A 23,355-nucleotide genomic window follows, 5' to 3' on the forward strand; every position below is an offset into this window, starting at 1 on the left:
CTGATATGTGGGGAATCATTTATGGGAAGAGAAGGAATCAATTTTGAATAATAAAGCGCAGCTTATGGAAGCATTATTTCAGCAAGTATCTGTAAAAGGGGAATACCCGCTATCGGTATTACAAAAATCTTTAGCAGTTGAGCCTAATGCCTTAATTTCAGCGATTGAAGCATTGTGTGAGATAAGCGATCTTTTTAATTATGACGCTGCTTTTCAAGTCTTAGCAACTCGCACGACATATATCCCCTTAGAAATGGGCAAAATTTTGAAAGGCTTGCCTATAGATTTACAAGATAAGGTCACTATTTGCCGTTCATTTATTACAGAGTCGACTAATAGTGATTTAGAGAAGGTCTCTTTAGTCAATGATGACTGCGATACTTCCAATTTGATGGCAATAGCCGTAACGGAGATGCAAAGAGGGGGAAGAGGGCGCCGAGCTAAGCAATGGGTTTCACCCCTTGCCAAGAATCTCTATTTTTCTTTTAAGTTTCATTTTCCCCAATCCGCCTTACCATATTTAAGTACTTTAAGTTTGCGTTCAGGTATTGCTCTATTGGAATCACTTCAGTTATTAGGAATTCATCAGGCAAAAATCAAGTGGCCTAATGATATTTGGGTAGAAGGACAAAAGCTGGCAGGGATTTTAGTGGAAAGTAGCGTCAACTCTCGCGGAATTGAGGTGATTATTGGGATGGGCGTTAATAATCATCAGGATCAATCGACACAAATCGTAGGAAATCGCCCCACTAATTGCGAATCTATCTTAGGAAAAGCCTTAGATCGTCATCAATTGATTGCCCTTTTAACGCAAAAGCTCTATCAAATCTGCCTGCAAATTGTGATGGATCCTCAAGCGCTACCCAACCTTTCTGCATTATGGGAAGCGCATAGCTGCTTTATAGGAAAAGTGATTCGCTTAATTTCAGATCAAGGAGAAGAGATAGGGCAAGAGATCGGAATTGATGAGCGAGGAGCTTTGTTGATTCAATATGCCGATGGTAGTACTAAAGCACATCTTTCAGGAGATCTCTCTTTACGAGCTTATAATTAAAGGTGTAGATAGGATCTCCGCTTTTAAAAGGATACTCTTGCCGGCGAAGGGGATGCTTAAAGCTACTGATAAAGCAGTACCTTATAGTAAAATTGGTTTAAAATTATTGAGTCAGAATTGCCGGCGCATCGGTTATGAGAAGTACTAGAATCGTTATACCCGGCATCCTGCAAGCTAGTTTGGTTCACATATTGCACAGTTTTACTTTTAAGCAGTTTTTCTTAAATTGAATCGACTATATAATTCATTAAACTAAAAAAAGCGCTAACAACAATCATTTGTTAGCGCTTTTTTGATGAGGCTATAAGTTGGTATTATCGGCAGTTCATAGAAAGAACGCGTCCATTTTTATAAAGTACACGACAACTCGAGCCATTTTTCTTGCCACTACACCAGTCTGCCGCCATAGTGATATTTCTTACCTTACAACCCACAACGGCACCTGAATTGTTTTTAATAACTTGTAGTGAGCCATTTACGGTGCTGCTAGGTGCATTAGAGAGTATAACGCTCTCTTCTTGTAGCCCTTTTTGTAATTGAGGCGCGGTTCCTGTTTTTCTCGGTGTTGCGACGTTACTGTTGGCGCTGCTTCTACTAGCTAATCTAGCATCTAGCGCTATTTTTAGATCCATCAAGATTGTTGCCGTAACAATATCTGAAGCAGGTTTATTTTGGCTTTTTAAGAATACATTGAGCTGTTTTTTCGAGTTATTACCAAAAATACCATCGGGTTTAACAGGGTAACCTAATTGTTGTAGATAAGATTGTGCTTGCTTAGGAGTCCCTTTTTTAAAGGATTCTAATAGTGCATCATCAATTTGATTTCCCTTGCTAAGACCTTGTTGTGAACGATAGGCACTAATCGCTCTTTCTGTAGCAGGGCCAATTTTACCATCGACTTTATCATTTAAAATTCCAAAACCAATAAGATAGCTTTGTGTATCTTTAATCGCTTCTTCCTCTTCGCGAGCTTTGATCACTTTATCGTAATACTCTTTAGCGATAGTAGTGCCTTGCTCTTCATCAATTAAGATGAGATATGCCGGAATATCAAGAGCTTCATTAACATTATAACCATAACGGTTTTTCAAAATGCCTACCGCGCGGCGGGATTTAGGTCCCATTGTGCCTGTTGCCGCATCTTTCATATACCCTGTACGTTGTAAGTAGCGTTGGAATTTATTGATATTTTCAATCTCTAATTTCTCTTGAGTGCGTTTATCAAGTTTGCCTGAAGTTGGGAGTTCAAATGCTTTTTGGAAAGCTGTAATTGCTCTGGTTGAAACAGGACCTGTTAAACCATCAATAGTGCCTGTATAAAAACCAAGATAAGCGAGCTGCAGCTGAATAAGTGCAATCTCCTCTGTGCTTTTAGCGTGGGATAGGTCAAGGTCTTTCACCGATGAGCGATATTGTTCATCATTTTTATTACTATCGGCTTGAAGCTCACGATCTTCCTCAGCGCTGACAGGTGCGGTTCCATCATTAGTCACATCTTCCGGAGAATCGGTAGGGATCTCTTCCGGATCAATAGAAGAGTCAATACTACGATTAAGGTCTGTATTAAAGAGCGTTAAAAGCAATGCCGGTGTTAAACGACCCACTTCTTCAGTATGGTTAGCTTTTTCATAGGCAATGATTGCATTACGAGTGCCAGGACCTGTGATCCCATCAATATCTCCCTCATAAAAACCATCTTGCGTTAATCGATATTGCACCATGCGGTACATCATCTGTCTAAGGGGAGTTTGCCATCTTGGGAGAATCTCTCCGGTTTCTCGTTGTCCTAAGGCTTTTTCAAAGCGTCGGATCGCATCTCTAGTCGCAGGGCCATTAGCGCCATCAATATCGCCATCATAAAGGTTTAAAAGATGTAGAGCGACTTGCGTGAAGAAGATATCCGATCGTCTTGCATTAATAATTAATTGATCCACTTCTGCTCGAGAGAGCGAGAAAAGTTGTATTGGTTCTTCTAATTCAGCAAGCGCTTTCAGTTTTGCGGTAAATTCTGCTTTTTTTGCTTCTTCTTCTGCTTTTTTTGCCGCAATTTCTGCTTCAATTTTTGCTTGTTCTTGGGCTTCTTTTTGCTGTTTGATCACAAGCGTTAGCGTCTCTTGTACGATGGGAGTCAATACAAAATGGTGCTGCGCTTTGGAATTTTCTTCAATTAGAGTTTCATCTTCAAGATTGCCAGTAACATCCTTATTTTGAGAGGTGTTTTCTTCAGTAATTGCTACTTCTTGTGTTGGAGCCGCTGCATTTGAAATTGAATCTATAGGCGTGATAGTGACGTCGGGCGTAATGATTGCCTCTTTAGGGAGAAAATTAGCATTAAAGAGATGAAAGAGAACGCTAGGAGCTAAGGTTCCTGTTTCTGGTAGCCCAACCGACTTTTCAAAGCGGCGAATAGCATTTCGTGTTGCGGCATCATTTCGCCCATGAATTGCTCTGGTATAGAACTCTAATTGATGTAATTGTTGTTGGGCTTTTGTTCGAATTAATGTTTCTAAAGGCTCTTCCCAGCGCACATGAGGAATTCCATCGGCAGGTTGTCCTATGTCTGTTTGATAGCGCTTGATGGCATTTCTTGAGTTTGCCCCATTGATACCATCAATGACTAATGGTGGCGGAAAATAGCCAGCAATACGAAGCCATGTTTGTAAGGTTAAAGTCTTTTGAGAGCGGGGATTTTTTGTAATGTTTTGAATCTCATCTGCGGTAAAATCAAAATAGGTCATGAGAGATTCAGGTAGTGCTTTAAGCTCCGTATTTTGAGGTGTTTTATCCAAAAAATCGAGCTCAAGGAGCATTTCGTAAGGCGTCTGTTTTTGATCTTGTGGGATGATCTCAAAGAGTACCTTGTGATTGGTTGCATTAAGAATATTATTTGTGGTCAGCAACTGATTGAGCTCAACACTACTTGGTAGGCGCTCTTGCAATGTATTAATCAGCTCTAATTGTAGTGCTGCTTCTGAAAGCGTAGGATTCGCTTTTTCAATATCCGTTAGTAAAGAGGTAATGGCATCATGCTCAAGATCGATAAACCATTCTGGGGTAATCTGGGCAATTTCAGTTAGATTATTTTTTCGCTGATAATTGAGGATATCTTCTTGAAATGCGCGTGTGAAGTTACCCTCAAGGTTATCCACAGGATAATTAAGTAAAAAGAGCCAAATTTGTGCGCGCTGAATTAATGCAGGTGTTACTCCACTTTGAATGTTTTGTGATTCAAGCCACTTTACGAGCTCAGGATTATTTTTAGCATATACATAATCAATCAGCGTAAAGCCGTAAGCATCCTTAAAGTAGAGGTTCTTATCATTTTGATATTGCACTAATGATTGTACTTCTGGATTTTGACTATCTTTTATAATATCAATAAGAGAATTAGCAGAGCCCAGTGATAGAGCGAGTATCGATGATAAGGCTACTTTAAGAATTGCTTTACGCATAATTATTTAATCCTTTTGGCTGTTTTTAACAGGTAATCTACCTTTTCTTAAATGAACTAAGATGAGAGATGTTGCTGCCGGGGTCACGCCCTGAATTCTTGAAGCTTGGCCTAAAGTTTCAGGTTGTGCTTGGTTTAAGCGTTCTTGAATCTCAATTGAAAGACCTTCTACGAGGCTATAGTCGATATTGGCAGGAAGCGGTGCATTTTCAAATTTTTGATTACGCTTAATATCTTCCACACTACGATTAATATACCCTTCATATTTGGTATGAATTTCAATTTTTTGTAGTACTTCAGGTGAGAATTCATCTAAATTAGGGCCATTCTCATCATGAAGCGCTAATAAGGTTTCAAGAGAGATTTCTGGGCGTTTAAGAAGATGAAGAGCGCGAATATTTTGTTTTAATTCAACCTTATTCTCTTCTTGAACTTTTTTACCTGCAGGTGATTCCACACGGATCATCCAATCTTTAAATTGCTGCTCAGCTTTGATGATGGCTTCTTGCTTTTCAAGGAATTTTTCCCAGCGATAATCATCAATAAGTCCAAGCTCACGGCCAATAGGAGTTAATCTCTCATCAGCGTTATCTTCTCGTAAAATAAGACGATGTTCTGCGCGCGAGGTAAACATACGATAAGGTTCACGGACGCCAAGATTGATTAAATCATCAATCATAACGCCGGTATATGCTTCATGACGTTTAGGGTACCATGCATCTTTTTCAAGATAACGGCGAGCTGCGTTAAGACCCGCTAATAGTCCTTGTGCACCAGCTTCTTCATAGCCTGTAGTACCATTGATTTGTCCTGCAAAGTAGAGGTTCTCAATCGCTTTAGTCTCTAAAGTGAATTTGAGATTACGAGGATCGAAGAAGTCATACTCAATGGCATAACCTGGGCGTGTAATATGGGCATTTTCCATACCCGGAATACTACGAACTAGTTTAATTTGGATATCAAATGGTAAGCTCGTTGAGATGCCATTAGGATAATATTCATGCGTATCTAAACCTTCAGGCTCTAAAAATACGTGATGCTGATCTTTATCTGCAAACTTCATGATCTTATCTTCAACAGAAGGACAATATCGAGGACCTAAACCCTCAATAGTCTTATTGTCAGCATACATCGGGGAGCGATCTAAACCACTACGAATAATATCGTGAGTTGCCTCATTGGTGTAAGTTGTCCAGCAAGAGATTTGGTGTGGATGTTCATTACGATCTCCTAAATATGAGAAAACCGGCGTTGGCGAATCTCCAGGTTGCTCTGACATATTGCTAAAGTCGATGCTTTTTCCATCAATTCTAGGCGGTGTTCCTGTTTTTAGGCGTCCTTTTCCAAGATTAAGCTCAGCAAGTTTATGAGAAAGCGGAATAGAAGCTGTATCTCCCATTCTGCCACCGCTATAGTTTTGCATGCCAATATGGATTAATCCCGATAAGAAAGTACCTGCGGTAAGGATCACTGTTTCTCCATGGAAACGGATTCCTGTTTGGGTAATCACGCCTGTGACTTTGTCTCCTTGGAGAATGAGATCATCAGCGGCTTGTTGGAAGAGATAAAGATTAGGCTGATTCTCTAAAATTTTGCGCATCGCGGTTTTATAGAGTGTTCTGTCTGTTTGCGCTCTTGTTGAGCGTACCGCGGGGCCTTTAGATGCATTTAATATTCTAAATTGAATGCCTGCAAGGTCGGTAACGTGTGCCATAGCGCCGCCCATCGCATCAATCTCTTTGACGATCTGCCCCTTACCGATTCCGCCAATTGCAGGATTACAGCTTAGTTGCCCAAGTGTTTCGATATTGTGTGTTAAAAGAAGCGTAGGAACGCCAAGACGAGCAGACGCTAATGCGGCTTCAGTGCCAGCGTGTCCGCCACCAATTACAATAACGCCAAAATGTTGTGGATAATCCATAGAAGTAAAGCTACTTAGTAATAATGAAAAGGAAATGAGATGTTCTTATAAGAACATTTTATGAACAATTCGTGAAGATGAAATCTATTTTTCTAACGAATATAATTCGACAATTATAAACTAAAAAAGGGATCTAACCAATGGAGATCCCTTTGAAAGAATGTCTCTTTTTGTAAAGAAAACTTATTTTGCCTCTGATTGTTTTGCGAGGTCTTCTAGTGATGTTGTAAAGCCTTTCATTGAGATGTCGACTTTAACGTTATTTGCATCAGGACCAAGGAAGTCATGTGTATAGCTTACATTTAACTTTCCAGAACCTTTTAAAGTACTAAGTACTTTAGGGTCACTGATTGGAAGACCTGTGATACAGCCATCAGGTAAGCAGCGCTCAAAACTTAAACCGGTGACTTTAGAGCCTTCAATCTCTAATTGTTTACCATCAATTTTAAGCTCAAGACCAGGAATTAAAAGTGCACCAGGAAGGGCGCTAAAAATAAGCGTTGGGTTCCCATCAATATAAACAACAGATGCTCTTAATGCTTTGACTTTTTGCTTTTGTTTTTCATCATTTGGGTTCGTAAGTTCGATATCCCCAGTTGTTGACATTAAGCAGTTTTCAAAGGTTCCCTCAGGAGATTCATCTTGTAAACATTCAACTTTCCAGTCGCCGTGTTGTTTAAGGTAAATCACTTCCGTTTGATTTTGTTGAGCTGTCGCAACGCTTCCTAAAAGAAGTGCAACACTTGTACTTAATAATAACTTTTTTAACATAACCGGGTTTTACTCCATATAATTAGGAACGCTAAGGATTTCGATGTTTTCTATAAATAGAATAACATTACAAGTGGTTTATTATATACTAGTTCAATAATCGTTCAAGAAAAGGTCGATTTCAAGAGATCGATAGGAAAGAGAAGACAAAAAGATGCAGTTATCTAATGAGAAATCGCAAGCCAATGGGCATGTGTATGTTATTTCAGCACCTTCAGGGGGTGGAAAAACAACATTGGTAGAGGCGCTAATGGCGCAAGATAGCAATGTTACAAGAGCGGTCACTCATACAACAAGAGGGGCAAGAGAGGGTGAAGAAAATGGAGTGGATTACCATTTTGTCACGAAAGATCAGTTTAGAGAGATGATTCAAAATGAGGATTTTCTCGAGCATGCCGAAGTCTTTGATAACTTATATGGAACCTCTTTAGCAGAGGTGAGAAAACACACCGCAACAGGAAAAGATGTGGTTCTTGTGATTGATTGGCAAGGCGCAGCTTCCGTGAAAGCGATGATGCCAGAGGCGCAGTTGATCTTTGTAATTCCCCCATCTATTGCAGAGCTTGAGGCAAGATTATCAGCGCGTAAGCAAGATGATCCTGAGATTGTAAAAAAACGGATGGCTGATGCGATGAATCAAATTCGCCATTATGAGAAGTTTGATTATGTGATTATTAACGATGATTTTAAAAGTGCTTTACAAGATTTAAGTCAAATATTTAAGGTCAATCGTCTTCGTACTCACTATCAAAAATCAAAAAATCAGCCGTTATTAGATGATTTGTTGGGTGAAAAAATCTAAATAAATAACCTATTTAACGGTATACTGATTCGCTTTTTAGTCGTCATTATATAGTGATGATATATCGCATTGCTGATCATTGAGTTTTATTCATGGGGAATATGATCATGAAGATTGCCCGATATTCTCATTTTGACTAAATTATGCGATATTAAGAGAAATGCATATGTTTTAGATAAAGAGAGTGCTTACCTTTTTTATCGATATTAATGAAAGTTAGTTTTAGGAGTAAAATTATGGCTCGTGTAACGGTACAAGATTGTTTAGAAAAAGTAGATAACCGTTTTCAGTTAGTGTCAGTCGCAGCAAAAAGAGCAAGACAGCTTGAGCGTGGCGCTGAACCTACAGTTGTACGTACAAATCGTGCATCAAAACCAACAGTAATTGCCCTGCGTGAGATCGCTAAAGGGGATATTACGCCGGATGAGATTAAAGCAAAAGAGCTTGAGTACAACGCAGAATTTTAATCATTCGTGATGGGTTTAATAAAGATAGCCACCAAAATTTTGGTTGGCTGTTTTTGTTGTCTTTAGAATTTTAAAGCAATTTAAAATAAAAATAATAAAGAAGCCATTATTAATTGATTTGATAAAACGATAATTTATGTTATCTCTGAATATAGAGAATTTATAGATTGATCAGAGGATCGATAATATCGGTTCAAAGGAGTCCTGATGGAGAGTCATAATCTACCTCCAAATCTCCTTCCTTGGCGTAAAGAGTTTGAGATTAAAGTCGATCGCTTATTGCGAATCGTGGGTCGATATCTTTCGGAAGAAGAGGTTAGTGAAGTTAAGCGTGCCTGTATCTATGGTGCTTTTGCGCATCAGGAACAATTTCGCTCGTCTGGAGAACCTTATATCTTTCACCCGATTGCGGTAGCGCTCATTTTAAGTGAGGTGCAAATAGATAAAGCCTCCCTTGTTGGAGCTATTTTGCATGACGTGATTGAAGATACTGAGATCAGTTTTGATGAAATTAAGCATGAATTTGGGGAAGAAGTTGCTCAAATCGTTGATGGTGTTACCAAGCTTACAAAAATTAAATTTCGCTCGAAAGAAGAAGCTAAGGCTGAGAACTTTCGCAAAATGATTTTAGCGATGACCAAAGATCTGCGGATTATTATGGTTAAACTCGCTGATAGGCTTCATAATATGCGAACTTTAGGTTCCTTGCCGGCATATAAAAAGCGCCGCATTGCTAATGAAACATTAGAAGTTTATGCGCCTATTGCTGCAAGACTTGGCATGTATGTTTTACAAGTCTATTTAGAAAATCTCTGTTTTGAGAATATCTACCCAATGCGTTATGCCGTACTGGCAAAGGCAATTGATGAAAAATATGCCAATGAGAGTGAAAATCTCACGCGCATTAAAGATACTATTTACGATCGTTTAGTCCGCAGTAATATTCTATCGCGCATCTCCACTCGGCAAAAGCATCTATGGAGTATCTACAATAAACTCAAGATGAAGGGACGGATTGAGCTTGTTTACGATATCTTTGCGATTCGAGTTATCGTCTCCACTGTAGATGAGTGCTATCGCGTTTTAGGGATGGTTCATCAACTTTATAAACCGATTATTGGTGGCTTTAAAGATTATATTGCAATTCCTAAAGGTAATGGTTATCAAAGTCTGCATACCATTGTGTTTGGGCGTAATGGCTTGCCGGTAGAGGTGCAAATACGGACCCGCGATATGCATGTGATTGCAGAAGCTGGGGCAGCGGCTCACTGGCGTTATAAAGATGCTTATGAAGGGCAAGAGCATAACCAAATTCGAACCAATAAGTGGCTTGATTCTGTGACAGAATTACAAGATAGTGGCATCTCTTCTGAGGAGTTTATGGAGGCGATGAAAGCCAACCTATTCCCAAAAGAGATCTATCTCTTTACGCCTAAAGGACGCATTATTGAATTGCCGAAAGGCTCTACGGGGATCGACTTTGCTTATGCGGTTCATACGGAAGTGGGAAATCGTTGTAAGATAATCATTGTCGATGGGCAAGAAGTACCTTTCTCTCAATCACTGCATAATGGGCAAACCGTTGAAATTATTACAGAGCAGGGTTTAAGACCTTCGCCAAAATGGCTTGATTATGTGGTGAGTGCTCGAGCACGAACTAGCATTTTAACTTATCTCTCGAAACTCCCAAATGATGCTTCTCTCTGTATTGGGGAGGCGCTTTTAATAAGTGCATTAGAAGAGAAAGGGATTTTGCTTGATGAGTTTACAAGCACGGATCGCGATATCTTATTAGAAGAGCTAGATCTTGGAACAAAAGAAGAGTTGTTAATTGGTATTGGGCGTGGGAAATACCCAATGCATTATGTCATTAATCGTTTTTTAGTGAAGCAAGGTTTAGAAGTTGAGATGCATGAAGCGCCAGAAGAAGATGAAGATGGCTTAGAGGTATCTAGCGATATCATTATTGGGGCTGAGAAGATGAAAACAACACTAGGTAGGTGTTGTTACCCATTACCTGGTGAATCGATTATTGGCTATTTAAGTCAGCGTCATGGAATGGTGATTCATCAAGTAGATTGCGCGAATGTTGAAAACTATAAAAAACAAGCCGATCGCTGGATTCCACTTGCTTGGAGTAAGAAAGCGCAGGGTGATTTCCCGGTACAGTTAACCTTGATTGCTAAGAATCGCCGAGGGGCGATTGCTTCGGTGAGCGCAAAAGTCACAGAGATGAATCTTGATTTTGGGGAGTTTATGTCTGAGCCGATGAGTGATGATCTTGTGAGAATCCGCTTTGTCGTGGATGTAGAAGACCGAAAACATTTGGCAGATATCATGCGTGAAATTCGATTGTTGCCTTTAGTAGAACGTGTTTCTCGCCGCTAAAGCACAATGCTATGAATGAGTCATTAATTTTAAAAAGCCTTTAAGGATCATGAAGTGACCCCATAAAGTTGGACAGTTTAAAATTATAAAGACAAGGACTGAGTTCGATATTCTATTGGACTTAGTCCTTTTAATTTAAGCTTAATTCGTTTGTGATTGTAATAATCAATATATTTGTGTAGCTCTGTTTGAAGATGATCTACTGATTTAAACCGTTGTGTGTAAAAAAATTCTGATTTTAGTATCCCAAAAAAGTTCTCTATGACAGCATTATCATAGCAATTACCTTTACGGGACATACTCTGTTTAATATTGTTTTTCTTTAGGTTTTGTTGATACTGAGCCATTTGATATTGCCAACCTTGATCTGAATGAAGGATCAGCTTTTCTCGACCTCTCTTACTACTTTGTAAGTATGTTAAGGCTTTCTCCAACATCCGTTCGACTAATTCATATTTTGGTCTTTTTGTAATTTCATAACTAATAACTTCTTGATTATAGAGATCTAGAATCGGAGATAAATAGAGTTTCTCCCCATTGACTTTGAACTCTGTAACATCTGTTACCCATTTTTGGTTAGGCTTGCTTGCTGTAAATTGACGTTGTAAAAGATTCTTAGCAACTCTTCCAATCTGGCCTTTATAAGAACGATATTTCTTTGGACGAATCAAAGATTTTAGGTTCAACTGTTTCATTAGCCTCTGGACTTTCTTATGGTTAATGATGAACTCTCGCCTTAGTATTGCTGTAATTCTGCGATAGCCATAACGCCCCTTGTTCTCATGATAAATTGACAATATTTTCGCTTTAAGATCACTTTCCGGATCAGCAGAGAAGAGTGACTTTCGATGATAATAATAACTACTTCTCGCAAGATGGGTCACTTTAAGTAGGAGTGTTAAAGGATGCTTCTCTTTTAACTCCTCGATTGTTTCAGTTTGAGCCTTCGCTGTTCCTCCCTCTCTTCCAACTCTTGATACTTTTTTAAGACATCATTCTCCGCGCGGAGATAGAGAAGCTCAGCGGTTAATTCATCAATCAGCTTTTCCTGCTCTGTTCTATTATCTGGCTTTTTGGGTATTAGGTCGACCTTTCTGGCGTGGTTTAAGCGCATCTAAACCACCCATTTTAAAGAGAGATTTCCATTCTAATACAGAAGTAAATGCAGGAATATTAAAATATGCAGCAGTCTCTCGGATAGAAAGGTTATTTGTTAGAAATCGGCGGGTTGTTTACACTTCAGTGTTAAAATAATTTTCTAAAACTTCATAAGGCGTTAAACCATTAATACCCTTATGAGGTTTTACTGTGTTGTAATAGTTCAAAAATCGTTTTAGCTTCTTTTTCCGATCATCTGAACTGATAAACTCTTCCTGATTATGCCACATTTCCATGAGTGTTCGAATGACTCTTTCTGCTTTTCCATTCGTTTGAGGGCAAGCTGGCTTTGTAAACTTTTGATTAATCTTATGTGTTAGACACATTTCGACAAAGGCATGTTCTGATGTACCTTTATACTCACGACCATTATCCGAATAGGTGCATTCTACAGTATAGGGACACTGTTCTAACAGATCCCATCGAAGAAATTCAGCAGCACTAAACTGTGATTTATCAGGATAAATACCGGCATAAAGTTCTCTTGAAAAATCATCAATTCCTACAAATAAATACTCTCTAGTGCGATTTTTAAGATCTCCTTTTAAAAGAGGGAGCCGTTTAGTATCCACATGGACCATCTCGCCAGGATAGTTTTTGTTATAACGTTTAGCCCTCTTTTTAAGTTTCTCTTCAATAGATTTTTCAATCTTTGCAAGACGTTTAATGCCATACTTAATTGTTCTATAACGTTCATTTTTACTAGCTAATGGCACAAACAAGTTCAATCTACCTTGTTTTAGTACTTTATAGATCGTAGGTCTGCTTACCATAAAACGCTCAGCTAGATAGGTTACGGTAAATTTTTCTTGATGATGTAATCGCCAAATCTCTTCTCGATGAAACGGCGTTAATTTTGTTTTTCGATGGATATTCATAACAGTATTTTCTCCTAATACTGTAAACAACGCGATAAAATCCTACAGGTTATTTAATGTCATGTAAGTTACAACATGTAGCTTAAATTCAGCCGTATAGGGTCTGTTGAACATTCAAAGTTGAAGGGATGCAATATATTGAATAACCAATACTTTTGAGTCATTTTTTAAAATTAATGAAAATGAATATTTTCAGCAAAAACAATAGGTTATGTGTCAATGTTCAACAACCCCTAGTTAAGTTTAGAAGTTCTGGGTTTTATACCTTCAGCCCCATGATACTGATAAGCTTTCACCCACTTACGGACAGTTGTGCATTCCACATTAAAGTAGCGAGCAGTCGCTTGATAACCATGATTATCAAGATAAAACTGAATTACTTGTAATTTAAAATCAAAAGAATATTTAGCCATATAAAAACACCCCAAAGTTGTGTCCAACTTTTGGGGGGCAGTTTATCAGTGCTTAAAGGCTTTTTTTATTGATTCAAAAAAGGATGAAGGGCTTAATAGGCGATATGAGTCATCTCTTTATCTTGGAAAATCGTTATAATGCCAAGTTATTATACTTAACTGTTGTTGATCATTGATGCCATGCAGATTATCGTACGGCATTGAATATCTATTTTTAAAGAGAGAATCTCTATGGCAAAAGCACAACCTTTATCTTTTTTAGGTGGATTAACCGCGGAAACATTTTTGAGAGAATACTGGCAGAAAAAACCATTATTTGTAAAAAATGCTTTTCCGAATTTTGAAGATCCGCTCTCGGCAGATGAGATTGCAGGTTTAGCATTTGAATCTTTTATTCCCTCTCGTTTTATCTTTGAAAAAGGGGGCGAGCGTCCTTGGCAATTAAAGATGGGGCCGGCAACTGAAGATGATTTTGCAACGTTAAAAGATAAAAAGTGGATGCTCGTTGTCAATGACGTTGAGAAAAATCTTCCAGAGTTAAAATCGATGACAGCGCCTTTTACATTTATTCCTAACTGGCGTCTTGATGATTTACAGGTGAGCCTTGGAGAAGATGGCGGAAATGTTGGCGCTCATTGGGATGATTATGATGTTTTTTTAATTCAAGGAATGGGGCAGAAAAAGTGGCAAATTAGCTACTTGCCAGTCTCTGAAGATGATTTTCTTAAAGGGGTCGATATCCGTTTAATTGAAAACTTCAAAGTGGATGAAGAGTGGATTGTAGAACCAGGAGATATGCTCTATCTACCTCCAAGAATAGGGCATTATGGGGTTAATATTGGTCGTAGTGTCACTTGGTCGGTAGGATTTAGGGCGCCCAAGCATCAAGAGATGTTTCGTGATTTTATCGAGATGAAATTTGATAATATAGCTGAAGATGCACGTTTTAGTGATCTTGAATTAGAAGTTTCTACTCAGTATGGGGAGTTGACAGATGATGCTATTGATCGAGTGGTGAAGGTGATTAAAGAGGGGTTACTCACTAATCGTGATGAGATTGCAAAGTGGTTTGGGGTATTTATGACAGAGCCGAAGATGTATCAAACGCCAGAACTTTTAGAAGAGAAATTAACGCTTGAAGCGGTAATGACTTTTCTTGATGAGGGAGGGGCATTAGAAGTGCATCCCGGGTTAACATTCATTCATCGCCAAATTGGTGAGCAGTATTACCTTTTTGTAGGTGGGCACTCCTATCCTTTGCCAAAGGAGTATCGTGATCTAATTACATTGATTGTTAATGCAGAGTATTTAGATTTTGATGATCTAGAGGATTATTTAAGCAATAATATTGCCGGTGAATTTATTACAAAACTTCTTAATGAGGGAGTTTTAACGATGGAAGAGGACGAGTAAAATCATGAGTTTTTATCAAAAATTAAGCGCGAGTTTGATGATGGGGGTTATGGCTATTGTTGGAATGGCTTTTGCAAACCCTATAACGACAATGAGTGCGGATTTAGAAAGTATTCAAAAAGCGAAGGGAGGGGTTGTAAAGCCTTCATTTGGTCTGTCACCAAATTCAGGATTGCGTGAAGGGGAGATGAGAATTGGTGAACAAACGATTATTGTGGAGCTTGCCTTAGATGGTTACTCGCAGGCAAAAGGCTTGATGTTTCGAGAATCAATGCCGGAAAACTCAGGCATGCTCTTTATGTTTTCTGAAACCCAGCCACTCTCATTTTGGATGAAAAACACGTTAATACCTTTAGATATTATCTATATTACAGAAGCGGGAGAAGTGGTAAATATCGCAACAGCGCAGCCGTGTAAGATTAAAAACTGCCCTTTATATCCATCGATCGCTCCTGCTAAATATGTCTTAGAGTTAAATGCCGGAAGAGCGGCTGAGCTTGGGCTTAAAGCTGGCGATAATATCAGTTGGTCGTGGTAAGAGAGAAGATTCTTCTCTTAGGATGTAATTAGTGTGGTGTTTTTAGAGTAATCATACTATAATGCCGGCATTAAATGCTGTCATCGCCATTGGCACTATTTATATTATTTTGGAGTTTTAAACTATGTTAACAGTTGAGAAAAAAGCAGAAATCGTTAAAGATTTTGGTCGTGGCGCTAACGACACAGGTTCACCAGAAGTGCAAGTTGCACTTTTAACTTTCAACATCAATGCGCTTCAAGCACATTTTGCTGAAAACAAAAAAGATCACCACTCACGTCGCGGTCTTTTACAAATGGTTAACAAACGTCGTAAGTTACTTACGTACTTAAGATCAGTAGATTTAGATCGTTACCAAGATCTTATCGATCGTTTATCATTACGTCGTTAATTGATAAATATGCAAATTCTCGTACATCTCGTTAAACGCATCATATTTAATGCGTTTGTTGTGATATACCTGTAGAAAATAAGGCCCTCGCATTTTATGCGAGGGTTTTTTGTACTTTCTTTAAATAAAGGTTTCTGTAGGGGCACTGTTTTGCCGTTTGAAATCAACATGATGAAGCGAGCTGTAAAACAGTTCCCTTAGAATTCTATAGTGCTTTATTTAAAGATCCTTTAAGCAGAATAAAAGAGGAAAATTATGAAATTAGAACCAATCGTTCAAGAATTTATTTATGGTGGTCGTAAGGTTACGATCGAAACTGCTGAAATTGCACGTCAAGCAACAGCAGCTGTAATGGTTGATATTGAAGGTACAACAGTGTTTGTATCTGTTGTTGCATCAAAAAATGCAGACCCAAGCCGTGATTTCTTTCCATTAACAGTGGATTATCAAGAAAAAACATACGCAGCAGGTAAAATTCCTGGTGGTTTCTTCCGCCGTGAAGGTCGTCCTTCTGAATTAGAGATTTTAACATCTCGTTTAATTGACCGTCCTGTACGTCCACTTTTCCACGAATCATTTACGAATGAAGTGCAAATCGTGGCAACCGTTGTTTCCATTAACCCAGAAGTTAGTGCAGATATCGTGGCATTAATCGGGGCATCAGCAGCGCTGTCAATTGCAAACTTACCATTTAATGGTCCTTTAGGAGCTGCGCGTGTGGGTTATAAAGATGGTCAATACATCATTAACCCAACAAAAACTGAGCTTGAAACATCTGATCTTGATTTAGTGGTTGCAGGTACTGAAGGCGCGGTCTTAATGGTTGAGTCAGAAGCAAACCTTCTCTCTGAAGATGTGATGCTTGGTGCTGTGATGTTTGGTCATAGCGAATTCCAAGTTGTGATCAACAACATTAAAGAATTAGCGGCAAAAGTGGGTAATGAAGCATTCCCATTTGAAGCGCCTGAAGTAAATGTCGCCCTTCAAACGGCAGTTGCAGATTTAGTACGTGGCGATTTAGAAGCTGCATTTAAATTAACGGTTAAACAAGAGCGTAGCAGTGCAATTAGCGCAGCGCGTGATAAGGCGGTAACAGCATTAGTTTCTGATGACGCTGATAGCTTTACAGCAGCAGAAGTCACAGCAGAAGTTGGCCGTATTAGCTCAGATATCGTTCGTAGCCAGATCATTAATGGTCAGCCACGTATTGATGGTCGTGATACAACGACTGTTCGTCCAATTGTTTCACGTGTTGGTGTTTTAAAACGTACACACGGTTCAGCCCTTTTCACGCGTGGTGAAACGCAAGCATTAGTAGTTGCAACGCTTGGTACTGAGCGTGATGCACAGATTATTGATGCACTTGCTGGGGAATATAAAGAGAACTTTATGCTTCACTATAACTTCCCTCCATATTCAGTAGGGGAAACAGGTCGTGTAGGTTCACCAAAACGTCGTGAAATCGGTCATGGTAACCTTGCTAAACGTGGTGTTTCGGCGGTTCTTCCTGATATGGCAGAATATCCATATACAATCCGCGTGGTTTCAGAGATTACGGAATCAAATGGTTCAAGCTCAATGGCATCCGTTTGTGGAAGTTCACTTGCATTAATGGATGCAGGTGTACCGCTTAAAGCCCCTGTTGCGGGTATTGCGATGGGTCTTATCAAAGAAGGCGATAAATACGCAGTATTAACAGATATTTTAGGTGATGAAGATCACTTAGGAGATATGGACTTTAAAGTTGCAGGTACTAAAGATGGTATTACTGCCCTTCAAATGGATATCAAAATTGATGGTATTACGAAAGAGATTATGGAAACTGCACTTTCACAAGCAAAAGTAGCAAGACTTCATATTCTCGATGAGATGAACTCAGTCATCAGCGAATCACGTGAATCAATTTCTGAATTTGCACCACGTATTACCACAATTCGCATCAATCCAGATAAGATTCGTGATGTTATCGGTAAAGGCGGCGTAACAATCCGCGCAATTACTGAGGAAACTGGTGCGATTATCGAGATTGAAGATAGTGGTGAAGTTCGTATTTCTGCTGTAAATAACGATCAAGCGGAAGCTGCGAAAAAATGTATCGAAGAGATCACTTCAGACATTGAGATTGGTTCAGTGTACGAAGCGCCAGTTGTTCGTATTATGGACTTTGGTGCATTTGTGAACTTACGTCCAGGTCAAGATGGAATGGTACACGTATCGCAAATCCCATCAGAAGAGCGTATCTCTAACGTTGGCGATTACTTAAGTGTTGGTCAAGTTGTGAAAGTAAAAGTACTTGAAATTGACCGCCAAGGCCGTATTCGTTTAACCATGAAAGATGTTGAGTAATCACTAAAGGCGTTTAACTCTACGTTACTTATTTTAATATTAAAACCCCCAGTGATTTAATGAAGTGACCCCATAAAGTTGGACAGTTTAAAATTATAAAGACAAGGACTGAGTTCGATATTCTATTGGACTTAGTCCTTTTAATTTAAGCTTAATTCGTTTGTGATTGTAATAATCAATATATTTGTGTAGCTCTGTTTGAAGATGATCTACTGATTCAAACCGTTGTGTGTAAAAAAATTCTGATTTTAATATCCCAAAAAAGTTCTCTATGACAGCATTATCATAGCAATTACCTTTACGGGACATACTCTGTTTAATATTGTTTTTCTTTAGGTTTTGTTGATACTGAGCCATTTGATATTGCCAACCTTGATCTGAATGAAGGATCAGCTTTTCTCGACCTCTCTTACTACTTTGTAAGTATGTTAAGGCTTTCTCCAACATCCGTTCGACTAATTCATATTTTGGTCTTTTTGTAATTTCATAACTAATAACTTCTTGATTATAGAGATCTAGAATCGGAGATAAATAGAGTTTCTCCCCATTGACTTTGAACTCTGTAACATCTGTTACCCATTTTTGGTTAGGCTTGCTTGCTGTAAATTGACGTTGTAAAAGATTCTTAGCAACTCTTCCAATCTGGCCTTTATAAGAACGATATTTCTTTGGACGAATCAAAGATTTTAGGTTCAACTGTTTCATTAGCCTCTGGACTTTCTTATGGTTAATGATGAACTCTCGCCTTAGTATTGCTGTAATTCTGCGATAGCCATAACGCCCCTTGTTCTCATGATAAATTGACAATATTTTCGCTTTAAGATCACTTTCCGGATCAGCAGAGAAGAGTGACTTTCGATGATAATAATAACTACTTCTCGCAAGATGGGTCACTTTAAGTAGGAGTGTTAAAGGATGCTTCTCTTTTAACTCCTCGATTGTTTCAGTTTGAGCCTTCGCTGTTCCTCCCTCTCTTCCAACTCTTGATACTTTTTTAAGACATCATTCTCCGCGCGGAGATAGAGAAGCTCAGCGGTTAATTCATCAATCAGCTTTTCCTGCTCTGTTCTATTATCTGGCTTTTTGGGACGTTTCATTATATTAGGTCGACCTTTCTGGCGTGGTTTAAGCGCATCTAAACCACCCATTTTAAAGAGAGATTTCCATTCTAATACAGAAGTAAATGCAGGAATATTAAAATATGCAGCAGTCTCTCGGATAGAAAGGTTATTTAATGCCATGTAAGTTACAACATGTAGCTTAAATTCAGCCGTATAGTTAAGTTTAGAAGTTCTGGGTTTTATACCTTCAGCCCCATGATACTGATAAGCTTTCACCCACTTACGGACAGTTGTGCATTCCAGATTAAAGTAGCGAGCAGTCGCTTGATAACCATGATTATCAAGATAAAACTGAATTACTTGTAATTTAAAATCAAAAGAATATTTAGCCATATAAAAACACCCCAAAGTTGTGTCCAACTTTTGGGGTGCAGTTCATAATCGCTGGGGGTTTTTGCTTTATAGTCGATTCGGTTTAAGAAAAACTACCTTAAAAGTAAAATAGGACAGAGTATGAATCAAATCAGCTTGCACGCTGCCGGATAGAACGATTCTTGCGTTTCTCATAAGCGATGCGCCGGCAATCTGATTCAGTGATTTTTAACCCGATTTCACTATAAATATAATGATCTCCAAATAAAATGAGAGGTCAAAATTTATTAGTTGGTCATCTTTCAAAAATAGGTTGATGAGCAACTAGGCCAAATGCTTGTCTGTTTTTTGAAATTACGTGCCAGCAGTTTTAAGCCTTTTCGGTTCATCTCGGAAGTTAATGCGTAGTAGCTATATGACATCTTGTAGGTGTTTAGCCTTGTTATAGTCGTGATTCTATTTAAGGCGTGCTACGAACAAAAATTTTAGCAAAACGGCGAACAATCGGTAGAAGTATTAGGACCGATGGGAAAGCAACTGCCCAAGAAAACATCCATGTTGCGCACCAAGTTGAGAAGATAAATCCTGAGAATCCAACATTCATCAAAGTACTAACGCATGAGACAATGCAAGACATACTAAGAGAGAGAAAAAAGGGGACAAGAATATGTAACATCCTTGGATGAAACTTATAACGCTCTAACATTTTGGGGATTTCCTAGCGGGTTTTATTATTAGAAGCGGATATTTTGCAGATTTACTCTGGAAAATAGCCTCGATTATTATCATTTTTAATGAATATAATTGTATAACATTTTTGGAATAGATAAAAAATAGTCTATTTATAGGCCCGATTAATTAGGGCGATCAAGACGATAATCAACCCTAGTGATTGGGCAATCAGGTATAATAGAGCATCTTTTATTCTTTTCACTGAGGGTGTCGATATAAATTATGAATACTCGTCATCTAGAAGCTTTTTATGCTGTGATGGTTTGTGGCTCTATTTCAAGAGCGGCTGATATGCTGCATATTTCTCAGCCGGCGGTGAGTAAAACCTTAAAGCATGCTGAGATGCGCTTAGGTTATCTTCTTTTTGAGCGAACAAGAGGGAGATTAGTGCCGACTAAAGAGGCTTTATTGCTATATGATAAAGCGCAAAGTGTTTATCAAGAGCTCAATGATTTTCAGTTGATGGCTGAAAACTTGGCTGAAAAACCGCAAGGCACTTTAGCTTTTGGTTGTCTACCAAGTCTTGGATTAAGTTTGGTTCCCGAGGTGACGAAGCTCTTTTTAGCACAATACCCGCAGGCGAAAATCGATGTTAGTACCTACCACACAGATGAGTTATTGTTACTGTTAAATCGTTATCAACTCGATTTTGCGATTAGTTTTAAACCGATTAAAGAGCAGGGAATTAGCTCTATCTCTTTAGCGAAAATCCCTCTTGTCTATTTAGATGCAGCGCCCCAAATAAAATCTGGGGCAGTAAGTCTAGATAAAATTGATGAGAAAAGATGGATTAACCCAGGTGCTGATTCTCTATCGATGATGATTCACCAATATCGAACCTTTAAGACAACACAGCTCAATGTCCATACCTATTATATGGCAGCTGAGTTTGTGAAAAGAGGGGCTGGTTGCACGATTAGTGATCTCTTCTCTGCCGCAGAAGTACTGCCCTTTTCAATGATTTATCCCTTAAAAGAGCCGATGGTTTTAGATCTTTGTATCCTCTATCAGTCAGAAAGACCACTTCGCAAAATATCTCAAGATTATCAAAAGCTTGTACAGAAATATTTGAATAAAAAACTTAAAGAGTATAACCAAAGGTTATATCAAGCTAACTAAATGTCATTTGAGTGTTGTCATCAAAGAGGGTTAAATAGACCTTACCGAGCTTAGAGATTGAAAATAATAAAAGATGGCAAAATATATCACTGTTGTAGGTGGAGGAATAATTGGCCTATCGACAGCATTAGCACTGATTTTAAAAGGTGCATATGTAACGCTCATAGATGCTGAAGAGACCGTTGGACAAGGCGCAAGCTTTGCAAACGGAGGTCAACTAAGTTATCGGTATGTATCACCTCTTGCAGACAAAGGCGTTGTTTGGCAGGGGTTAAAATGGATGGGGAGAGTCGATTCCCCACTCAACTTACGGATAGAGCCGTCACTTCTCCAGTGGCAGTGGCTCTTACGTTTCCTAACGGCGTGCAATGCGCGGAAAAATCAAGAAAACACACATAATATATTAAGACTTTCACTCCTAAGCCAGAAGACATTAGACTTCTGGCGAAAGTCAGTTTTAACGAAAAATTTTCATTGGCAGCAATCAGGAAAGATGATTATTCATCGCCATCAACGCGATTTTTTAAATGCCGCATCTAAAATAGATCCTGAATTTCAAGAGTGCTTAACGGCGGAAGAGGCTTGTCGGCTAGAACCTTCTCTTTTATCCATAAAGAATCAATTAACAGGGGCTATTTATGCACCCGGTGATGAAACTGCAGATGCATACCTCTGTTGTTTAGCGATTTTATCGTATCTGAAAGCGCATGAACGATTCTCTCTTCGCATGAATTGTCAGGTTGATAGATTAATCTCAGAAGCGGGTAAAATTAAGGCATTAGAAACCAGTCAAGGGCAAATTCCTGTAGAGCATTTAGTGATCGCTGCAGGAAATGGTTGCCGTAAATTATTAACGCCCTTAAAGATCAATTTACCTATTTATCCTTTAAAAGGTTATAGCTTAACGATTCCTTTTCCAAAAGAGTCAGGAATCGTTCCTGAAATGTCTGTGACAGATTTTGCTCATAAAACGGTGTATGCCAAATTAGGAGAGCAGTTACGAGTTGCGGCAATGGTAGATATTGGCTATAGCAACTCTAAAAACAGGGATGTTAGACCTAAACGCATTACCGCATTGAAGAAAAATATGATGCAGACATTCCCGAAGTTAAAAGGGTTAAAAGATGCGATTGAGTGGAGTGGCTTGCGCCCATCAACGCCAGAAGGCCCCCCTATTTTAGGAAGAACACCTATTAAGAATCTCTGGTTAAATGTGGGGCATGGTAGTTTAGGGTTTACTTTAGCCGCAGGTAGTGCAGAGGTGATAGCAGATCTAATCACAGATCATCGTTCTGTAATTAACTTAGAAGGCTTAACGCAATATTAGCGCTTTTCCCCTCGTCATAAATCAATAATAACTGGCTTTTATAAGTTTTTAGGTAATAGCTCTTGATGCCTCCTCTTTTTTAGCAAATTAGGAATAATTCATGTAAAAGTATTTCAAGTATTTTACGAGATGGTATAGTAAGTTTTCGATAAAATATTGGGATAAATGAGGGAGTAGAACATGATCAAAAGAGATTTTACCGGCAATCGTTTAGCAAATTATGTGTCTTATAATGGGGTTGTTTATCTTTCTGGGCAAGTGCCAACAACGGTGGAGGAAGATATCGTATTACAAACCCAAGAGGTGTTAGCTAAAGTAGATGCGTTATTAGAAAAGGCCGGAAGTTGCAAAGAGAACTTGTTGTCAGCACAGATCTGGCTTAAAGATATGGCAGGAGACTTTACAAAATTTAACGAGATCTGGGAAGCTTGGATTGGAGATAATGAGCCACCAGCAAGAGCTGCTGTCGAAGCGAATATGGCAAGACCTTATGTGCTTGTCGAAGTGATGGTAACAGCGGCTGTGAAGTTCTAAAAATCTTGAATAGACCGTTATTATAGATATTATCTAAAAATACAAAAAGTACACTATTGTGTACTTTTTACTTATCAGTATAATGTTGATTGCTATAATAATTATCTTATCTATTTTATTGTAAAAATGTTATTATTTGTCAATGGTTAGGCGCTTATTGCATCCGTTCGTGTGATAATGTTTCTGTGAAATCCCTTTGTAACCTCATCACTGTTGAGG

Annotated in this window: 20 protein-coding genes and 1 pseudogene; 11 read left to right on the plus strand and 10 right to left on the minus strand. The window is 38.7% G+C overall.

Annotation, left to right across the window (positions count from 1 at the left end):
• The first annotated feature begins 43 nt into the window (after positions 1–43).
• Positions 44–1,054 carry a biotin--[acetyl-CoA-carboxylase] ligase gene (locus MMG00_RS13120; protein WP_242149082.1) on the plus strand — a complete coding sequence of 337 codons (1,011 nt, stop codon included), beginning with the start codon at positions 44–46 and terminating at the stop codon, positions 1,052–1,054.
• Positions 1,055–1,368: 314 nt separating this feature from the next.
• Here MMG00_RS13120 and MMG00_RS13125 read toward each other — a convergent pair whose 3' ends face one another.
• The 3 genes from MMG00_RS13125 to MMG00_RS13135 form a co-directional block, all read right to left on the minus strand.
• Complete coding sequence (locus MMG00_RS13125; RefSeq protein WP_242149084.1) at positions 1,369–4,506, minus strand: peptidoglycan-binding domain-containing protein; 3,138 nt, start codon at positions 4,504–4,506, stop codon at positions 1,369–1,371.
• A gap of 6 nt (positions 4,507–4,512) precedes the next feature.
• Complete coding sequence (gene mnmG / locus MMG00_RS13130; protein WP_242149086.1) at positions 4,513–6,426, minus strand: tRNA uridine-5-carboxymethylaminomethyl(34) synthesis enzyme MnmG; 1,914 nt, start codon at positions 6,424–6,426, stop codon at positions 4,513–4,515.
• A 183-nt stretch (positions 6,427–6,609) separates the two neighbouring features.
• Positions 6,610–7,197: an invasion associated locus B family protein gene (locus MMG00_RS13135; protein ID WP_242149088.1), complete on the minus strand. Its 588-nt coding sequence runs from the start codon at positions 7,195–7,197 to the stop codon at positions 6,610–6,612.
• A 154-nt stretch (positions 7,198–7,351) separates the two neighbouring features.
• Between MMG00_RS13135 and gmk the strand changes: the two genes are divergently transcribed.
• The 3 genes from gmk (at position 7,352) to MMG00_RS13150 (ending at position 10,854) form a co-directional block, all read left to right on the plus strand.
• Positions 7,352–7,999, plus strand: a complete 648-nt coding sequence (gene gmk / locus MMG00_RS13140; RefSeq protein WP_242149092.1) for a guanylate kinase — start codon at positions 7,352–7,354, stop codon at positions 7,997–7,999.
• Between the two features lie 236 nt (positions 8,000–8,235).
• Complete coding sequence (gene rpoZ, locus MMG00_RS13145) at positions 8,236–8,466, plus strand: DNA-directed RNA polymerase subunit omega (protein WP_242149094.1); 231 nt, start codon at positions 8,236–8,238, stop codon at positions 8,464–8,466.
• A gap of 207 nt (positions 8,467–8,673) precedes the next feature.
• Positions 8,674–10,854, plus strand: a complete 2,181-nt coding sequence (locus MMG00_RS13150; protein ID WP_242149097.1) for a RelA/SpoT family protein — start codon at positions 8,674–8,676, stop codon at positions 10,852–10,854.
• A gap of 83 nt (positions 10,855–10,937) precedes the next feature.
• Here the strand turns inward: MMG00_RS13150 and MMG00_RS13155 are convergent, their stop codons facing one another.
• From MMG00_RS13155 to MMG00_RS13170, 5 genes are all read right to left on the minus strand, one after another.
• A complete protein-coding gene (locus MMG00_RS13155) occupies positions 10,938–11,783 on the minus strand; it encodes an IS3 family transposase (protein WP_242153495.1) in 846 nt (281 codons plus the stop codon).
• Positions 11,771–11,968 carry a hypothetical protein gene (locus MMG00_RS13160; protein ID WP_242149100.1) on the minus strand — a complete coding sequence of 66 codons (198 nt, stop codon included), beginning with the start codon at positions 11,966–11,968 and terminating at the stop codon, positions 11,771–11,773. Before MMG00_RS13160 ends, MMG00_RS13155 begins: the two co-directional genes overlap by 13 nt.
• Complete coding sequence (locus MMG00_RS14410) at positions 11,916–12,053, minus strand: helix-turn-helix domain-containing protein (protein ID WP_432805955.1); 138 nt, start codon at positions 12,051–12,053, stop codon at positions 11,916–11,918. Before MMG00_RS14410 ends, MMG00_RS13160 begins: the two co-directional genes overlap by 53 nt.
• Before the next feature lie 33 nt (positions 12,054–12,086).
• Positions 12,087–12,890, minus strand: coding sequence for an integrase core domain-containing protein (locus tag MMG00_RS13165; protein WP_242153261.1), 804 nt, complete (start codon positions 12,888–12,890; stop codon positions 12,087–12,089).
• Between the two features lie 233 nt (positions 12,891–13,123).
• Positions 13,124–13,303 (minus strand): helix-turn-helix domain-containing protein, encoded by a 180-nt coding sequence (locus MMG00_RS13170; RefSeq protein ID WP_242149101.1) that lies wholly within the window; start codon positions 13,301–13,303, stop codon positions 13,124–13,126.
• 231 nt (positions 13,304–13,534) lie between these two features.
• On the opposite strand from MMG00_RS13170, the gene MMG00_RS13175 reads away from it, so the two are divergent.
• The 4 genes from MMG00_RS13175 (at position 13,535) to pnp (ending at position 17,991) form a co-directional block, all read left to right on the plus strand.
• Complete coding sequence (locus tag MMG00_RS13175) at positions 13,535–14,716, plus strand: cupin domain-containing protein (RefSeq protein ID WP_242149102.1); 1,182 nt, start codon at positions 13,535–13,537, stop codon at positions 14,714–14,716.
• A 4-nt stretch (positions 14,717–14,720) separates the two neighbouring features.
• Positions 14,721–15,254 (plus strand): DUF192 domain-containing protein, encoded by a 534-nt coding sequence (locus MMG00_RS13180; protein WP_242149106.1) that lies wholly within the window; start codon positions 14,721–14,723, stop codon positions 15,252–15,254.
• A 124-nt stretch (positions 15,255–15,378) separates the two neighbouring features.
• Positions 15,379–15,645, plus strand: a complete 267-nt coding sequence (rpsO, locus tag MMG00_RS13185) for a 30S ribosomal protein S15 (protein ID WP_242149108.1) — start codon at positions 15,379–15,381, stop codon at positions 15,643–15,645.
• A gap of 255 nt (positions 15,646–15,900) precedes the next feature.
• Positions 15,901–17,991, plus strand: coding sequence for a polyribonucleotide nucleotidyltransferase (pnp, locus tag MMG00_RS13190; RefSeq protein ID WP_242149110.1), 2,091 nt, complete (start codon positions 15,901–15,903; stop codon positions 17,989–17,991).
• Between the two features lie 93 nt (positions 17,992–18,084).
• Here the strand turns inward: pnp and MMG00_RS13195 are convergent.
• Positions 18,085–19,445, minus strand: a pseudogene (locus MMG00_RS13195) (IS3 family transposase).
• Positions 19,446–19,884: 439 nt separating this feature from the next.
• The gene (locus tag MMG00_RS13200; RefSeq protein ID WP_242149115.1) at positions 19,885–20,130 is read right to left on the minus strand and encodes a DUF2798 domain-containing protein; all 246 of its coding nucleotides are present in this window, start codon (positions 20,128–20,130) and stop codon (positions 19,885–19,887) included.
• A 248-nt stretch (positions 20,131–20,378) separates the two neighbouring features.
• On the opposite strand from MMG00_RS13200, the gene MMG00_RS13205 reads away from it, so the two are divergent.
• From MMG00_RS13205 to MMG00_RS13215, 3 genes are all read left to right on the plus strand, one after another.
• Positions 20,379–21,275 (plus strand): LysR family transcriptional regulator, encoded by an 897-nt coding sequence (locus tag MMG00_RS13205; RefSeq protein WP_242149117.1) that lies wholly within the window; start codon positions 20,379–20,381, stop codon positions 21,273–21,275.
• Positions 21,276–21,348: 73 nt separating this feature from the next.
• Positions 21,349–22,602, plus strand: coding sequence for an FAD-dependent oxidoreductase (locus MMG00_RS13210; protein ID WP_242149119.1), 1,254 nt, complete (start codon positions 21,349–21,351; stop codon positions 22,600–22,602).
• A gap of 180 nt (positions 22,603–22,782) precedes the next feature.
• Positions 22,783–23,136 (plus strand): RidA family protein, encoded by a 354-nt coding sequence (locus MMG00_RS13215; RefSeq protein ID WP_242149120.1) that lies wholly within the window; start codon positions 22,783–22,785, stop codon positions 23,134–23,136.
• Positions 23,137–23,355: the final 219 nt, after the last annotated feature.

The sequence above is a fragment of the Ignatzschineria rhizosphaerae genome (genome assembly GCF_022655595.1).
Classification (GTDB): Bacteria; Pseudomonadota; Gammaproteobacteria; order Cardiobacteriales; family Wohlfahrtiimonadaceae; genus Ignatzschineria; species Ignatzschineria rhizosphaerae.

Bases quoted from the DNA above. Each gene is read 5' to 3' on its own strand.
- MMG00_RS13125 (WP_242149084.1), bottom strand. From the start codon at position 4,506: ATGCGTAAAGCAATTCTTAAAGTAGCCTTATCATCGATACTCGCTCTA.
- mnmG (WP_242149086.1), bottom strand. From the start codon at position 6,426: ATGGATTATCCACAACATTTTGGCGTTATTGTAATTGGTGGCGGACAC.
- MMG00_RS13135 (WP_242149088.1), bottom strand. From the start codon at position 7,197: ATGTTAAAAAAGTTATTATTAAGTACAAGTGTTGCACTTCTTTTAGGA.
- gmk (WP_242149092.1), top strand. From the start codon at position 7,352: ATGCAGTTATCTAATGAGAAATCGCAAGCCAATGGGCATGTGTATGTT.
- rpoZ (WP_242149094.1), top strand. From the start codon at position 8,236: ATGGCTCGTGTAACGGTACAAGATTGTTTAGAAAAAGTAGATAACCGT.
- MMG00_RS13150 (WP_242149097.1), top strand. From the start codon at position 8,674: ATGGAGAGTCATAATCTACCTCCAAATCTCCTTCCTTGGCGTAAAGAG.
- MMG00_RS13160 (WP_242149100.1), bottom strand. From the start codon at position 11,968: ATGCGCTTAAACCACGCCAGAAAGGTCGACCTAATACCCAAAAAGCCA.
- MMG00_RS13165 (WP_242153261.1), bottom strand. From the start codon at position 12,890: ATGAATATCCATCGAAAAACAAAATTAACGCCGTTTCATCGAGAAGAG.
- MMG00_RS13170 (WP_242149101.1), bottom strand. From the start codon at position 13,303: ATGGCTAAATATTCTTTTGATTTTAAATTACAAGTAATTCAGTTTTAT.
- MMG00_RS13175 (WP_242149102.1), top strand. From the start codon at position 13,535: ATGGCAAAAGCACAACCTTTATCTTTTTTAGGTGGATTAACCGCGGAA.
- MMG00_RS13180 (WP_242149106.1), top strand. From the start codon at position 14,721: ATGAGTTTTTATCAAAAATTAAGCGCGAGTTTGATGATGGGGGTTATG.
- rpsO (WP_242149108.1), top strand. From the start codon at position 15,379: ATGTTAACAGTTGAGAAAAAAGCAGAAATCGTTAAAGATTTTGGTCGT.
- pnp (WP_242149110.1), top strand. From the start codon at position 15,901: ATGAAATTAGAACCAATCGTTCAAGAATTTATTTATGGTGGTCGTAAG.
- MMG00_RS13200 (WP_242149115.1), bottom strand. From the start codon at position 20,130: ATGTTAGAGCGTTATAAGTTTCATCCAAGGATGTTACATATTCTTGTC.
- MMG00_RS13205 (WP_242149117.1), top strand. From the start codon at position 20,379: ATGAATACTCGTCATCTAGAAGCTTTTTATGCTGTGATGGTTTGTGGC.
- MMG00_RS13210 (WP_242149119.1), top strand. From the start codon at position 21,349: ATGGCAAAATATATCACTGTTGTAGGTGGAGGAATAATTGGCCTATCG.
- MMG00_RS13215 (WP_242149120.1), top strand. From the start codon at position 22,783: ATGATCAAAAGAGATTTTACCGGCAATCGTTTAGCAAATTATGTGTCT.